The following is a 14,845-nucleotide window of genomic DNA, read 5'->3' as shown; positions in this document are numbered from 1 at the left end:
TAACGTCCGAATCAGTTGAAGAAGCGCAGGTCGGAGAACCAGCCCGCCGACAGCGACATGATGTAGAAGTCGGTCAGGATCACGGTGAACAGCGACACCATCGCGAAGGTGCCGTGCTTCGGGTTCAGCTTGGACACGAAGGTCCAGTACCGGTAGCGCAACGGGTGCTTGGAGAAGTTCTTCAGCCGGCCGCCGACGATGTGCCGGCAGGCGTGGCAGGACAGCGTGTACAGCCACAGGGCGACGAGGTTGACCCAGATGATCAGCGTGCCCAGGCCGATGCCGAAGCCGCCGTCGGTGCCGTGGAAGGCGAGCACACCGTCGTACACGTTGAGGATTCCGAAGACCAGCGCGCCGTAGAAGAAGTACCGGTGCAGGTTCAGCGCGACCAGCGGGAACTTGCGCTCACCGGTGTAGCTCTTGTGCGGCTCCGGGACGGCGCAGGCCGACGGCGCGAAGAACAGCGAGCGGTAGCCGGCCTTGCGGTAGTAGTAGCAGGTGCCCCGGAAGCCGGCCAGCACCGCGAAGGTGATGATGCTGAACGGGATCACCCGCGGGAACTCGCCGAACCACGTGCCCAGGTGACTGGACCCGGGGACGCAGGACTCGGTGATGCACGGCGAGTACAGGGGCGTGAGGTAGTGGTGCTCGTCGACCCAGTACCACTTGTTCATGAAGATCCGGATCGTCGCGTAGACGATGAAAAAGCCCAGGATCACGCCGATCCGCAGCGGCGCCAGCCACCAGCGGTCGGTTCGCAGCGTCTTCTGCCCGATCTGCGCGCGACCGGGACTGTTCACCCCGATAGCCATCAGGGCGCGCGCCGGTCCGGTGCTCCGAAGCCTTCGTGCTCTGCTTCTGTCCACATGGACGCGTCATACTCCACGTCGGGAATCTCCTCGAGTTCCTCCGGAACAGGTCCGGGTCTGTGCCGCGGGTCGGGCGGGCCCAGCTCGGCCAGGTCGTCGCTCAACCGGGCCACGTCGGAGACCAGCCGGCGTACGCCGAGGGTGTCGCCGTACTCCTGGCTGAGTTTCCCGACGCTTCCGTGCAGCGCCTCGAGTGCGCGTTGCACAGCTGCCACACTGCTGCTGCCATCGCCCATACCGACTCCAGTAATGGTTTTGTCGCTGTAAGTATGGGCACACTTTGCCCGCGCTCGGCGCACAACGGAAGACCCTTCGGTACGGCGTGTTTCTAGTTAGGTTCCCCTTTGTTGCCGACCGCGCTTTCGTGGAGTAAAGGGACGTATCCGGCCTTCAGCACAACGAGATTCGCCGGTGGGGTCAGCACCGTCACTTCGTCGTACGACGGCCGCGTGGCCCCCGCGGCGTAGCCGTCCCACGACCAGTGGTGAACTCTCCCCGCGAGAACGAGCGCCGGTCCGCCGTCGTCCGCGATCGTCGCGCCGTCAGGCAGTTCCCCCAGGACGGCGCGCGTGGTGCGTTGCCGGCGACTGTGGGGTTCGACTCGTTGGCGGTGCAGCACCGCGTCCATCGCCGCGGCCCGGGGCCGCTCGGCCAGGTCGTGGCCGCGGGCCCACGCTTCGCCGTACCGGACGAAGTCGGTACGGCGGCAGTACGCGCACGGCCGATGCCCGGCGGCCAGCGCGACGGCCTCGTCGAAGAAGAACAGGGCGGTCCACCGCCCGGGTGGCATCGGGTCGCGGCTGACGCCTTTGTAGTCGAGCAGGCAGCACAGCCATGCCTTCGACCGCCACCGCGCCGTACCGAGCCGGCGGTCGGTGTCGTGCAGTGAGCCGCGGTTGCCCATCAGCAACCCGCGGCCGGGCGACGCGACGATCTCCTGACTCGGCAGGACTCTGTTCTGCAGCGGCATGACGACATCCTGCGCGCCGGGACCGACAGTCGCGCGGTCGGTGGCACAGTCGGCGCATGGACAGACGGGTGGTCGTCGGCGTGGCGATCGTCGACGGGGGCCGGGTGCTGGCCGCGTTGCGGCCGGGGCCGGACGGCGGGTGGGAGTTTCCCGGCGGCAAGGTGGAGCCGGGAGAGTCCGACGAAGTGGCCGCCGCCCGGGAAATCGAGGAGGAGTTGGGACTCCGAATCATTGTCGGCGCCGCTTTGCCCGGGGAAGAACTCATCGGGGACAAATACGTTTTACGCGTTTACCTGGCCGAACCGGCCGGTCACGACTGGTTACCGGTGCTGCGCGAGCACACCGAGATCCGTTGGGTGCAGGCCGCTGACCTGGGAACTCTCGGTTGGCTCCCGGCCGACCGGCCGTTTCTGGCCACGCTCGGTCACCATCTGGTCGCCGATGGGTGATCAGTCACGATTCAGCGACGAGGTGGCCCGTCCCGTGGCGTCCACACTGCGAGATTTGTAGGGTTCCGGCCAGGCCGCGAAGACATTTTTCGCTCGACCGGAAGGCTTGGGGAAAAACAATGACTCTGGGAGCGACCGAAGCTTCCCCGCCCGACGGCGGACTCCCCGCTGAACACATCGCCGAGACCGCCGAGGCGAAGCAGATCGAAGGCCGTTCGCTCGGGCAGATCGCCTGGGCGCGGCTGCGCAAGGACAAGATTGCCCTGATCAGCGCGATCGTCATCGTGCTGATCATCCTGATCGCCATCTGTGCCCCGCTGATCGTGAAGATCAGCGGCTTCCCGCCGGATCAGCCGAACTTCAAGGACAGCAACGGCAACGACCTGCTGGACTCCTCGCTGGGTGGTATACCGGCCGGTGGCCTGTTCGGCAGCGGGATGAGCTCCGAGCACTGGCTCGGCGTCGAGCCGCAGAACGGTCGCGACGTGTTCGCGCGGCTCGTGTACGGCGCTCGCTCTTCCTTGCTGGTCGCCCTCGGCGGCACGGTCGTGGCCGTGGTGCTCGGCACCGTCATGGGCATGGTGGCCGGTTACTTCCGCGGCTGGGTCGACGCCCTGATCAGCCGCTTGATGGACATCCTGCTCAGCTTCCCGACGCTGCTGTTCATCCTGGCGCTGACGCCGGTGATCGCGGACCGGGCGCAGGACACCTTCGGGATCCCGGACAACAACACGCTGCGGATGGGCGTACTGATCTTCGTGCTCGGCTTCTTCGGCTGGGCCTACCTGGCCCGGATCGTGCGCGGCCAGACGCTGTCGATCCGGGAGCGCGAGTTCATCGACGCGGCCCGCTCGCTCGGTGCCGGTCCCGGCTACGTGATCTTCAAGCAGATCCTGCCGAACCTGATCCCGACGCTGCTGGTCTACTCGACGCTGATCATCCCGACCTACATCACCGCCGAGGCCGCGCTGTCCTTCCTCGGCGTCGGCGTCAAGGAGCCGACCTCGTCGTGGGGCCGGATGATCTCCGACGCCTCGAACTGGTACGAGGGCAACCCGCTCTACCTCTTCTTCCCTGGCGCGATGCTGTTCATCACAGTGCTCGCCTTCAACCTGCTGGGTGACTCGGTGCGCGACGCGCTCGACCCGCGAGCCGGACGGAGCTGACCGAAGCGTGTTCAACTACATCGTCCGCCGCTTGCTACAGATGGTCATGATCCTGTTCGCGATCAGCGCCATCACCTTCTTCCTGTTCTGGGCGACGCCGGCCAACCCGGCCCTGCTGATCTGCGGCAAGGATTGCAACACCGAGCGGATCGCCGAGGTCAATGCGTCGTACGGGTTCGACGACCCGCTGATCGTCCAGTACGGCCGGTACATGGGCGGTCTGGTCAACCCCGGTGGCCGCGAGCTCGGCACGGAGGGCTCCCAGGAGCACTGCTCGTGGCCGTGCCTGGACCGTTCGCTGCAGAACGGCCTGCAGGTCACCGACTCGATCACCGACGCGATCGGCCCGACGTTCTGGCTGGCCACCGGGGCCGCCGTTCTCTGGCTGGTCTCCGGTGTGCTGCTGGGGCTGATCGCGGCTCTGCGCAAGGGCAAATGGGTGGACAAACTCAGCGTCGGACTGGCGTTGTTCGGTGTTTCGTTCCCAACGCTCGTCCTCGGCTACCTGCTGGTGTTCGTCTTCATCGTCAAGGGCGGGATACTGCCCTATCCAGATCAGGCGAACTCCAGTCCATCGGCCGGGATAGGACCGTTCTTCCAGTTCTACATCCTGCCGTGGGTGACGCTGGCGCTGGTCAACGCGGCGCTCTACACCCGGCTCACCCGGGCCAACATGATCGACACGATGAACGAGGACTACATCCGCACCGCGCGGGCCAAGGGCCTGGGCGAGCGCAAGGTGGTCTTCAAGCACGGCCTGCGCGCCGCACTGACGCCGATCGTGACGATCTTCGGTCTCGACCTGGGCGCGCTGCTCGGCGGCGCCGTGATCACCGAACGGATCTTCAGCATCCAGGGCCTGGGCAAGCTGTCGATCGACTCGGTGCTCGGCAACGACCTGCCGGTGGTGATGGGCGTCGTCCTGGTCGCCGCGTTCTTCGTGGTCTTCGCCAACATCGTCGTCGACGTGCTGTACGCCTTCATCGACCCGCGGGTGCGGCTCTCGTGAGCGCGGCAGTAGTCAGCCCAGAGACCAGCTTCCGGACGGAGTCGACCCTGTGAGCACGACCGCATCCACCGAGCCGACCAAGCCGGCCGGCACGCGGGACCCCGAGGCCTTCCTCGAGGTCCGCGACCTGCAGGTGCGCTTCCCCACCGACGACGGTCTGGTCCGCGCCGTGAACGGGCTGAGCTTCTCGCTGCGGCCGGGCGAGACGCTCGGCATCGTCGGCGAGTCGGGGTCCGGCAAGAGCGTCACCAGCCTGGCGATCATGGGCCTGCACAAGGGCAGCCGGGCGCAGGTCGAGGGCGAGATCTGGCTGGACGGCGACGAGCTGGTCTCGATGCGGGTCGAGGAGATGCGCCGCCTGCGCGGCAACAAGGTCTCGATGATCTTCCAGGACCCGCTGTCGGCGATGCACCCGTTCTACCGGATCGGCGACCAGCTGGTCGAGGCGTACCTGGTGCACAACGACGTGTCCAAGGCGGTCGCCAAGAAGCGGGCGATCGACATGCTGGACCGGGTCGGCATCCCGTCGCCGGCCAGCCGGTTCCACGACTACCCGCACCAGTTCTCCGGCGGGATGCGGCAGCGCGCGATGATCGCGATGGCGCTGATGTGCGACCCACGGCTGCTGATCGCCGACGAGCCGACCACGGCGCTCGACGTCACCGTGCAGGCCCAGATCCTGGACCTGATGAACGACCTGCAGAAGGAGTTCAACTCCGCGATCATCATCATCACCCACGATCTGGGCGTGGTCGCCCAGATGGCGGAGAAGCTGGTGGTGATGTACGGCGGCCGGGTGGTCGAGGCCGGCGACGTCCGGGACATCTTCTACCGGCCCGAGCACCCCTACACCTGGGGCCTGCTCGGCTCGATCCCGCGGATCACCGGTGGCGGCGACCGGCTGAAGTCGATCAAGGGCTCGCCGCCCTCTCTGATCAACCTGCCGACCGGCTGCCCGTTCCACCCGCGTTGCGACTTCCGCGGCAAGGTGCCCGGTGACCTCTGCGTCACCGACGTACCGGAGCTGCTGCAGATCGGCGGTGGCCCGCACGCCTCCCGCTGCCACATCGACAGTCCCGAGCGGCAGCGGTTGTTCACCGAGCAGATCAAGCCGGCGCTGTGAGCGCGGCCACCCAAGGGGACAACGTGACCACGACCTCCACTCCGAAGCCCGCAGGTCGAGCCAAGGGCATGCCCGAACGCACCGGCGGGGTCCGCGGCGAGGTGCTGCTGGACGTGAAGGGCCTGCAGCGGCACTTCCCGGTCACCCAGGGCATCGTGTTCCAGCGCCAGACCGGCGCGGTCAAGGCGGTCGACGGGATCGACTTCCAGTTGATCGCGGGGGAGACCCTCGGCCTGGTCGGCGAGTCCGGCTGCGGCAAATCCACCACCGGGCGGCTCGTCACCCGGCTGGACGAACCGACCGGCGGCACGATCACCTTCCAGGGCACGGACATCACGCACCTGAACCGGGCCAGGATGCGGCCGTTCCGGCGCGACGTGCAGATCATCTTCCAGGACCCGTTCTCGTCGCTGAACCCGCGCCAGACGGTCGGCACGATCATCTCCGCGCCGTACGAGATCCAGGGCATCAAGTCCGAGGGCGGCACGAAGAAGGCCGTCCAGGACCTGATGGCCCGGGTGGGGCTGAACCCCGAGCACTACAACCGCTACCCGCACGAGTTCTCCGGCGGGCAGCGGCAGCGGATCGGGATCGCCCGCGCGCTCGCGCTGCGGCCGAGGCTGATCGTCTGCGACGAGCCGGTCTCGGCGCTGGACGTGTCGATCCAGGCCCAGGTGGTGAACCTGCTGGACGACCTGCAGGACGAGTTCGACCTGACCTACCTGTTCGTCGCCCATGACCTGTCCGTGGTGCGGCACATCTCCGACCGGGTGGCGGTGATGTACCTGGGCAAGATCGTCGAGATCGCGACCCGGGACGAGCTGTACAACCACTCGCGGCACCCGTACACCCACGCGCTGCTGTCGGCGGTTCCCGAGCCCGACCCGGACGCGGTCAAGCGCCGCGAACGGATCCGGCTGACCGGCGACGTACCCAGCCCCCTGAACCCGCCGTCCGGTTGCCGGTTCCGTACTCGTTGCTGGAAGGCGCAGGACGTCTGCGCCGAGCAGGAGCCGCCACTGGTCCAGATCGGAGCCCCCGGCCACGCGGCCGCCTGTCACTTCCCGGAGGAACGCGACGTCGTCTGACGGACACAGACGGTAACAAACGGTCTCCGTCCCGCACTGAAGTCGTCACGATCCGGTGACGGAGGCGGAGAACCGTTGAAGGGAAATCACGGTCATGAGTAGATGACCGGCATTCCAGTCACCAGGGCAGCCGTGACCCGGCGTCCCGATGGAGGAAACAGAAAGAAGGATGGCATGAGACACGCCAAGCGCGCCGGATCCGTGGTCGCCACGGGTCTGGCCCTGACCCTCACGCTGGCGGCATGCGGCGGGGACAACAGCAACGACGACGCCGGCGACCAGAACTCGGAGCAGGGGGCGAAGGGTGGAATCGTCACCGTCTACCACGCTTCGGACTTCGAGCACCTGGACCCGGCGCGAGCGTTCGTCACTGACACCGGCATGGCCGGTCAGCTCCTCTACCGCACGCTGACCGCGTTCAAGTGGGACCCGCAGGCCAAGAAGGTCCAGCTGGTCGGTGACACCGCCGAGAAGTGGGAGAAGTCGGCCGACTTCAAGACCTGGACCTTCACGCTGAAGGACGGCCTGAAGTACGAGGACGGCTCGCCGATCACCTCCAAGGACATCAAGTACAACGTCGAGCGGTCGTTCTCCGCCGACCTGTCCGAAGGTGCGCCGTACGGCAAGAACTACCTGGACTGCAAGGGCTACGCAGGCCCGTACACGCCGGCCGGCAACAACGGCGGCAAGGGCTGCACCGCGATCGAGGTTCCGGACGACAAGACGATCGTCTTCAAGCTGAACCAGGCGGTCTCGGAGTTCGACATGACCGCGTCGATGAAGATCTTCGCGCCGGTGCCGCAGGCCAAGGACACCAAGACCCAGTACGACAACCGGGTGTTCTCCTCCGGTCCGTACAAGATCAAGACCTACACCCGCAACAAGACGCTGGTGCTGGAGCGCAACACCAACTGGGACCAGGCCACCGACCCGATCAACACCGCGATGCCGGACGGTTTCGAGTTCAAGTTCGGTGACGACGAGGCGATCGTCGACCAGCGCCTGATCGCCGGTACCGGCCCCGACGCCAACGCGATCAGCTTCTCCGGCGTCCAGCCGCAGAACCTGGCCAAGCTGACCCAGGCCAGCGTCAAGGACCGGATCGTCGAGGGCACGGACGACTGCCGCCGCTACATCGCGTTCAACCAGCAGAAGCCGCTGCTGAAGAACCAGAAGATGCGCGAAGCGCTGACCTACGCGTTCGACAAGACCGCGTACATCACCGCCCGCGGTGGCGACAAGCTGAACGTTCCTTCGGACTCGATCGTGCCGGAGAGCCTCGACGGCTACCGCAAGAACAGCGCGTTCGAGGTGCCGCTGACCGGTGACCTCGAGAAGGCGAAGGCCGCGCTGGCCGAGGCCGGCTACAAGGGCGAGAAGCTGCAGCTCGGTGCGTCCGACGCGACCGACATCTCGATCAAGGCCGCGGAGTCGGCTCAGGCCGCCTGGAAGAAGATCGGTGTCAACGTCGACATCAAGAAGATCCCGGGCGACAACTACTACTCGACGCAGCAGAACGACGCGTCGGCGACCGACCTGATCACGGCCGGCTGGTGCAAGGACTGGCCGTCGATGTCGACCATCGTTCCGTCGGTGCTCGGCCCGGACAACTCCGCCCCGGGCAAGGCCGCGCAGAACAACTACGGTCGCTCGCAGGTCGGCTGGGACAAGATGAACGAGATCCCGACGATCGCGGACCAGAAGGAGGCCACCACCGCGTGGGCCGACGTCCTGGACGAGGCGATGAAGGCGTTCCCGCTGGTTCCGATCTCCGCGGACAACAACATCTACGTGCAGGGTGGCAACATCACCGGCGCGACGGCCAACCCTGACATCGGTGGTCTGCCGGACCTGACCAAGATCGCCCTGAAGAAGGTCGGCTGATCTCGAGCAGGTAGCACGAACTAGCTGAACCCGAGGGCGGTACCGGATCTCCGGTACCGCCCTCGGCCTGTCCGGGCTCGGTACGCTGTTCGCCCAGCCGGCGGCAGACGGGATCGATCAGGAGTGAACGAGACGTTCGGCGCCGTACTGCGTCGCCTGCGCCACGACCGCGGCCTCACCCAGGAACGCCTTGCGGAGACGGCCGGCATCAGCGGGCAGGCCGTGCGGCTGCTGGAGACCGACCGGCGGCGGTTCCCGCGGCCGTCGACCGTGGCCGCTCTCGCCGACGGGTTGCGGTGCGGCCCCGGGGATCGAGAACTGTTGCTGTCGGCCTCGAAACGGCCGTCCGGCCAGTCGCGCCGGCTGCCGTCGGCACCGCCGGACTTCACCGGCCGTGCCGACGAGATCAAGGAGCTGGCAGGCTTCCTGACCGCAGGTCCGGCCACGCCGGCCGTACCGATCGCGGTGATCACCGGGATGGGTGGCGTCGGCAAGACCAGTCTGGCCCTGAAACTTGCGGAGGGTCTGGCCCAGCACTTTCCGGACGGTCAGCTCCTGCTGGACCTGCAGGGTTTCGGGAGGTCCGGGGCACTCGATCCGCTGGCCGGTCTGGGCGTCCTGCTGCGATCGCTGGGTGCATCGGACGCCGACCTGCCCACGGACGTCGCCAGTGCGTCGGCGCGGTTCCGTAGTGCGGTGGCCGGTCGGCGGATGCTGCTGATCCTCGACAACGCGGCCGACAGCGCCCAGGTCCTGCCGTTGCTGCCGGGGACGAGTGGCACGGCAGTCGTGGTGACGAGCAGGCGGCAGCTGCCCGAGCTCGCCGGCGTACGGCAGATCCAGCTCGACGCCTTCTCCGACCAGGAGGCACTCGACCTGCTCGGCGACGTCGGTGGTGCGACGGTGCTCGCCGAAAGCGATGCCGCAGAGAGGATCGTCCGATACTGCGCTCGCCTGCCGTTGGCGGTGCGGATCGCGGGAGCCCACCTGATCGGTCGGCCCGCGAGCGCTGTCGGGGTGCTCGCAGATCGGTTGGCCGATCTGTCGGACCGGATGTCGATGCTGGACGATCACGGGCGAGGAGTTCGGAGCAGCATCGAGGTCTCGGTCGAACAGCTCACCGCGTCGAGCGATCCGCTCGATGCGGCAGCCGGTCGGCTGCTGCCGAGGCTGGCCGTGCTCGACGGCGCGGATGTCTCGACCCGGGTCGCGAGCCGGGTAGCGCGAGTCGCGCCGGAGCAGGCCGAGCGGCTGCTGGACAGGCTGGCCGACGTCAGCTTGATGGAGGCCCTGACTCCGACCAGGTACCGGTTGCACGACCTGGTCGCCGGCTACTTCGACGAGATCGTGCCGGCGGCCGAGCGCCGTACCGTTCGCTGCGCGGCGCTGGAGACCTACAGCGCGATGGTGTGGCAGCTGTCCCGGATGTCCCGGATGCCGTCAGGGCCGCGGGAGGCGTGGGCGGACGAAATCTGGTGGGCGGACGCTGCCGACCTTCAGGACCGGAACAAGTTGCTCGACCTGCTGGACGACGAGCGGGCCGACCTGGTCGCGACCGTACGGCAGGCCGTCGAGGCGAGTCCGGCCGAGCAGGCGCTGGCCGTCCGTCTGGGGGTCGGGATCAAGTACTACGGCATCGCCCGGAAGCGCTGGGCCGAGTGGCGTGACGTGGCGGGTGCGGCGGCGCCGGCGGCCGTCGAGGCGCTTCCGAAGGCGATGCTGTTCGCCGATCACGGTCTGGCCCAGGCAGAGCTGAACGACTTCGGTCCGGCGGCGGACGCGCTGATCCGTGCTGTCGGCGAGCTGACCTCGATCGAGGTCCCGGAGTACGAAGTGACCACGCTGGCAAACCTGAGCCACGTGCTCGAACGGGCCGGCCGGACCACCGAGGGGCTGGATTATGCCGCCCGTGCATTGGACGGCGCGCTCGCGACCGGGCTGGGGATGGAGGAAGCAGAGGCGTTGCTCGTCCTCGGCATGCTCCACGGCAAGCTGGGCAGTCCGGAGCGGCCTGCCTACTTCGCTCGCGCCATCGAGGCCATGCGCTCGGCCAGTTCGCCCCGCATGCTGGCCATGCCCTTCCAGATGATCAGCCACTCGTACCGGGAGACAGGCGATTTTGCAGCGGCGGTCGAGTCGTCGGCAGAGAGCTTGCGCCTACTGATGGCGGACAACGCCGGCCCCTACCTGCCGGAGGCCCATGAGGATCTCGGCTGGACCCGCTATCTGTCAGGTGATGCTGTCGGCGCGCTCGAGCCGCTCACCGAGGCGCTGCGGGGCGCTCAGGAGTTTCAGCTGTGGGACCGGGAGGGCAGCGTGCGGCTGCGCCTCGCGCAGGTGCTGACGGCGTTGGACCGCCGGGACGAGGCGCGCGAGCACCTGGACCGGGCGCTGGAGATCTACGGGAGCCGGGGGATGGCCGCGGCCGACGAGGCTCGGGCTCTGCTGGACAAGCTCTAGCGGACCGGAGACTGGCCCAGCAGTTCGCGGAGTTCGGCGGTGCCGTGGGCGTTGTGCTGGTCGCGGATGGACAACGCGATGCGCCATTCGCGGCGGGCTTCGGGGAGGCGGCCCTGGAGGTGGCGGACCTCGCCGAGGGACTTGCGGATGTCGGCCTCGCAGAGCCAGTCGCCGTACTGGCCGGCGATCGCTAGGCCCTCGCTCTGGTGGGCTACGGCCTCGTCGAGGTGGCCCTGGGCCAGGCAGAGCTTGCCGAGCTCGTTGAGGACCTCGGCCTGCTGTACGGCGGCGCCGGCCTGGCGGTAGAGGGCGAGGCTCTGCTGGAGGCTGTCGGCGGCCAGCTCGTACCGCCCGGCCTCGCGGTAGGAGACGCCGATGTTCTGGGCGATCATGCCGCGGTAGCGTTCCTGGCCGGGCTCGACCAGGAGGTCGAGGGCCTCGGCGAACAGCCGTTGCGCGGCCGTGGTCGCACCTGTCTTCAGGTAGAGCATGCCGAGGGCCAGACAGGCCCAGGCGGCGCGGGGTGGGATGCCGAGGCGCAGACCGATCTCGCGGGCGCGTTCGGCGTACGGGATGCCGTCGGGGGTCCGGCCGGTGCGTTCGAGGACGTGGCTGAGGCTGCTCAGGCAGAGCGCCTGGAGGTTGCCGTCGCCGGACGCGTCCGCCGCGTCGATCGCTCGGCGCAGTGGCATCACGGCCTGCTGGTACTGGTCCAGCTCGGCGTGGGCGGCGCCCAGGTCGTGCAGGACGAGTCCCTCGGCGATCCGGTCCGGGCCGCCGCTGACCAGGCGCAGTACGGCCTCGTTCACCTGCAGCCAGTCGAGCCATGCGCGCCGCAGCGCGTAGTACGCGTTCAGGCCGACCGCTACCTGTACGGCGAGGTCGGGCTGCTCGGTGGCGGTGTGCTGGAGGGTCGTGACCAGCCCGGAGCGCTGGGCGTCCAGCCAGCCGAGCACGTCCTCCTGCGTCGGCAGGTCGTCGGCGCCCTTCAGCCACTCCTGGTCCAGCCAGTGCTCCCGGGTTACCCCGTGGCCGGAGTACTCGCTGGCCCGCCAGACGACCGCCGAGATCCGCTTGATCCAGCGCGTGGTCACCGCCAGCCGGTCGTCGGGCGAGAGCGTCTGCTCGGCGAACTCGCGGGCAGCGACCCGTACGAGGTCGTGCAACCGGTAGACCCCCGGCGCGGGCGTGGTCAGCAGGTGCACGTCCACCAGCCGCTCCAGCACGATCTCGGCCTCCTGCTCGGGGCTGTCCGAGAACGACGCGGCCAGTGCGGACGTCAGGTCGGGACACTCGGCCAGGCCGAGCAGGGCGAACATGGACACGGCCTGGACGTCGACCGGGTCCTCGCTGCCGGCCAGCTGCTCGATCGACAGCACCAGAGTCGCCCGTACGCCGGAGTCGTCGAGCTGGAGCTCGTCCAGCCGGCGCCGGCCGTCAGCGAGCCGGTCAGCCAGGTGCGCGACCGGCCAGGACGGCCTGGACGCCAGACGGGCGCCGGCCATCCGGATCGCCAGCGGCAGGCCGCCGCACTGCCGGACCACCGCGGCGCACTCGTCCTCCGGAGCGTCCGGACGGCCGGAGATGCGCCGCAGCATCTCGATCGACTCGTGCAGGGGTGGTTCGCCCAGCTGGTACTGGCGGCCGCCCAGCCCCGCCATACTGCGACGGCTCGTCACCACCGCCGCGCAGCCACCGGCTCCGGGGAGCAGTTGACGGACCTGCTCGTGGTCGGCCGCGTTGTCGAGCAGGAGGACGAGCCGACGCTCGGCCAGTACGGTCCGGAACCGGGCCGCGGCGGTCGACAGGTCGGCGGGCGGGGTCTCGCCCAGGTCCTCGAGCAGATAGGTCAGAGCCTCCAGAGGCTCCAGCGGCGGGCCCAGCCCGAAGCCGCGCAGGTCCAGGTACAGCTGGCCGTCCGGGAAGTGTGCGGCCACCTCGTGGGCGACGTGAATGGCCAAAGTGGTCTTCCCGATACCGCCCATGCCGGTGATCGCCGTGACGCTCACCCCGGGGCTGTCGATCAGGTACCGGCTCAGCTCGGCCAGCTCCTGGACCCGTCCGGTGAAGTCGCCACTGGCGAACGGCAGCTGTCGCGGCGAGACCACTGGCGTCGCCGGCTCGTCCAGCGGCAGCCGGTCCGTCCGGCCGCGTCGGGAGGCCGCGGCGACCAGAGCGGCCTGCTGGTCCTTGTCGAGCCGCAGGGCGTTCGCCAGCGCCTGGACAGTGGCCGGCTGGGGGTACCGGCGGGTGCCGCGCTCCAGCGTGCTGATGGCCTGCACGCTGATCCCGGACACCGCCGACAGCTCGTCCTGGGTGAGGCCGGCCGCCGTCCGGTGCCGGCGCAGCAGGGCCGCGAACTGCGACTCCATCGCACCGTCACCCCTCACGATCGCCACTTTGTATGGGTGAACTGTATGGGTTGTACCTGGTGACCTCCCCGGGCCGTCAGAAGAATGGGCTGCGCTGGACCAATCTGGGGAGGAGTTGAGGATGTCCGTTTACCAGGCTGTCCCTGTGGTGCGAAGGGAGGACTTCGCGCCGGAGGTCGTCTGTGAGGTGTACGAGCTCGGTTCGCGGCGGGCGGCACCGGCCGCGGCGAGGGATCTGACCACCCGTCAGGTGATGATCGGCCGGCTGATGGCGACCGGTGCCAAGGACGCCGCGATCGCGCGGCAGCTGGGGCTGTCGCTGCGGACCGTGCGGTCCGAGATCAGCGCGCTGATCGCCGGGCTGGGGGCTCGGTCGCGCTTCCAGGCGGGGTGCCTGCTGGTACGCCGGTTCGGCTGATCCCGGGCAGGGCCGTGACCTGGTGGTAGCGGCCCGCGGCGGCCGGTCTGCGTCGTCCGGAACTGTCCGGGGTGCGACGTAGGCTGGCCGCATGAGTGCACTTCCTGACCGCCGGCTGCTGCTGGTGCACGCCCACCCCGACGACGAGACGATCAACAACGGCGCGACGATGGCGAAGTACGTTGCCGAAGGCGCCCACGTCACGCTGATCACCTGCACCCTCGGTGAGGAGGGGGAGGTGCTGGTGCCGGAGCTGGAGCACCTGGCGGCCGACCAGACCGACGGGCTCGGTCCGCACCGGATCGGCGAGCTGGCCGCCGCGATGGATGAGCTCGGCGTCACCGACCACCGCTTCCTCGGCGGCCCCGGCCGGTACCGCGACACCGGGATGATCTACGACGAGACCGGCAACGCCGCCGTACCGCCGGACACCCGGCCGGACAGCTTCTGGCAGGCCGACCTCGTCACCGCCGCCAACGACCTGGTCCCGATCATCCGGGAGATCCGCCCGCAGGTCCTGGTCACGTACGACGAGTGGGGCAACTACGGGCACCCCGACCACATCCAGGCCCACCGGGTCGCGACGTACGCCGCGGCCCTGGCGGCGGCCCCTTCGTACCGGGAGGACCTCGGCCCGGCCTGGGACATCGCGAAGATCTACTGGACCGCGATCGCGGAGGGGAGGATGCGCAACAGCCTGCGCAGGCTGCGGGAGGCCGGCGACACCACCACCTTCGAGGGGATGGACCCCGACGGCCCGATGCCGCCGATGATCACACCGGACCGGCTGATCGACTGCATCGTGTCCGCCGACGGTTACCTCGACCGCAAGATGAACGCGATGAAGGCGCACGCCACCCAGATCACCGTCGACGGCCCGTTCTTCGCCCTGTCCAACAACAACGGCAGCGAGATGTTCGGCGACGAGGCCTACCGCCTGGTCAAGGGCATCGCGGCTCCGGGGCCGAACGGTCTGGAGTCGGATCTGTTCGCCGGGCTCTGACACCGCGCGACGCCGGCCGTGCCCGCCTGACTAC

The 14,845-nt window shown here is 68.6% G+C and carries 13 protein-coding genes; 9 read left to right on the top strand and 4 right to left on the bottom strand.

All coding sequences use genetic code 11. The features are described 5' to 3' along the window. Positions 1–11: 11 nt before the first annotated feature. The 3 genes from HDA39_RS20645 to HDA39_RS20635 all read right to left on the bottom strand — a co-directional run bounded on the left by HDA39_RS20645 (position 12) and on the right by HDA39_RS20635 (position 1,839). Entirely contained in the window at positions 12–800 is a 789-nt protein-coding gene (locus HDA39_RS20645; RefSeq protein WP_337925823.1) for a hypothetical protein, read from the bottom strand. 11 nt (positions 801–811) lie between these two features. Next, positions 812–1,075, bottom strand: coding sequence for a hypothetical protein (locus tag HDA39_RS20640; RefSeq protein ID WP_337925822.1), 264 nt, complete (start codon positions 1,073–1,075; stop codon positions 812–814). Positions 1,076–1,197: 122 nt separating this feature from the next. Then, positions 1,198–1,839, bottom strand: a complete 642-nt coding sequence (locus HDA39_RS20635) for a hypothetical protein (protein ID WP_184797435.1) — start codon at positions 1,837–1,839, stop codon at positions 1,198–1,200. Positions 1,840–1,895: 56 nt separating this feature from the next. On the opposite strand from HDA39_RS20635, the gene HDA39_RS20630 reads away from it, so the two are divergent. From HDA39_RS20630 to HDA39_RS20600, 7 genes are all read left to right on the top strand, one after another. Beyond that, positions 1,896–2,288: a (deoxy)nucleoside triphosphate pyrophosphohydrolase gene (locus HDA39_RS20630; RefSeq protein WP_184797433.1), complete on the top strand. Its 393-nt coding sequence runs from the start codon at positions 1,896–1,898 to the stop codon at positions 2,286–2,288. A 119-nt stretch (positions 2,289–2,407) separates the two neighbouring features. Further along, the gene (locus tag HDA39_RS20625) at positions 2,408–3,454 is read left to right on the top strand and encodes an ABC transporter permease (RefSeq protein WP_184797431.1); all 1,047 of its coding nucleotides are present in this window, start codon (positions 2,408–2,410) and stop codon (positions 3,452–3,454) included. 7 nt (positions 3,455–3,461) lie between these two features. Continuing rightward, positions 3,462–4,463 (top strand): ABC transporter permease subunit, encoded by a 1,002-nt coding sequence (locus HDA39_RS20620; RefSeq protein WP_184797429.1) that lies wholly within the window; start codon positions 3,462–3,464, stop codon positions 4,461–4,463. Between the two features lie 49 nt (positions 4,464–4,512). Then, entirely contained in the window at positions 4,513–5,586 is a 1,074-nt protein-coding gene (locus tag HDA39_RS20615) for an oligopeptide/dipeptide ABC transporter ATP-binding protein (RefSeq protein WP_184797427.1), read from the top strand. A gap of 68 nt (positions 5,587–5,654) precedes the next feature. Further along, on the top strand, positions 5,655–6,674 hold the full coding sequence (locus HDA39_RS20610; protein ID WP_184806360.1) for an ABC transporter ATP-binding protein: 1,020 nt from the start codon (positions 5,655–5,657) through the stop codon (positions 6,672–6,674). A 174-nt stretch (positions 6,675–6,848) separates the two neighbouring features. Continuing rightward, a complete protein-coding gene (locus HDA39_RS20605) occupies positions 6,849–8,558 on the top strand; it encodes an ABC transporter substrate-binding protein (protein ID WP_184797425.1) in 1,710 nt (569 codons plus the stop codon). Positions 8,559–8,681: 123 nt separating this feature from the next. Then, positions 8,682–11,018, top strand: a complete 2,337-nt coding sequence (locus HDA39_RS20600; protein ID WP_184797423.1) for a helix-turn-helix domain-containing protein — start codon at positions 8,682–8,684, stop codon at positions 11,016–11,018. Here the strand turns inward: HDA39_RS20600 and HDA39_RS20595 are convergent. Further along, a complete protein-coding gene (locus HDA39_RS20595) occupies positions 11,015–13,408 on the bottom strand; it encodes a tetratricopeptide repeat protein (protein WP_337925821.1) in 2,394 nt (797 codons plus the stop codon). The two genes, HDA39_RS20600 and HDA39_RS20595, sit on opposite strands and share 4 nt — an antisense overlap. Before the next feature lie 103 nt (positions 13,409–13,511). Between HDA39_RS20595 and HDA39_RS20590 the strand changes: the two genes are divergently transcribed. Further along, entirely contained in the window at positions 13,512–13,808 is a 297-nt protein-coding gene (locus HDA39_RS20590; RefSeq protein ID WP_184797421.1) for a response regulator transcription factor, read from the top strand. Positions 13,809–13,899: 91 nt separating this feature from the next. After that, entirely contained in the window at positions 13,900–14,811 is a 912-nt protein-coding gene (mshB, locus tag HDA39_RS20585; RefSeq protein ID WP_184797419.1) for an N-acetyl-1-D-myo-inositol-2-amino-2-deoxy-alpha-D-glucopyranoside deacetylase, read from the top strand. Positions 14,812–14,845: the final 34 nt, after the last annotated feature.

Source organism: Kribbella italica (assembly GCF_014205135.1).
Taxonomy (GTDB): Bacteria; Actinomycetota; Actinomycetes; order Propionibacteriales; family Kribbellaceae; genus Kribbella; species Kribbella italica.
This window is presented reverse-complemented; position numbering and strand designations above follow the sequence as displayed.

What these genes read in the sequence shown, in the direction of transcription:
- HDA39_RS20635 (WP_184797435.1), bottom strand. Translation starts at nt 1,839, where the DNA reads ATGCCGCTGCAGAACAGAGTCCTGCCGAGTCAGGAGATCGTCGCGTCG.
- HDA39_RS20630 (WP_184797433.1), top strand. Translation starts at nt 1,896, where the DNA reads ATGGACAGACGGGTGGTCGTCGGCGTGGCGATCGTCGACGGGGGCCGG.
- HDA39_RS20625 (WP_184797431.1), top strand. Translation starts at nt 2,408, where the DNA reads ATGACTCTGGGAGCGACCGAAGCTTCCCCGCCCGACGGCGGACTCCCC.
- HDA39_RS20610 (WP_184806360.1), top strand. Translation starts at nt 5,655, where the DNA reads ATGCCCGAACGCACCGGCGGGGTCCGCGGCGAGGTGCTGCTGGACGTG.
- HDA39_RS20605 (WP_184797425.1), top strand. Translation starts at nt 6,849, where the DNA reads ATGAGACACGCCAAGCGCGCCGGATCCGTGGTCGCCACGGGTCTGGCC.
- HDA39_RS20590 (WP_184797421.1), top strand. Translation starts at nt 13,512, where the DNA reads ATGTCCGTTTACCAGGCTGTCCCTGTGGTGCGAAGGGAGGACTTCGCG.
- mshB (WP_184797419.1), top strand. Translation starts at nt 13,900, where the DNA reads ATGAGTGCACTTCCTGACCGCCGGCTGCTGCTGGTGCACGCCCACCCC.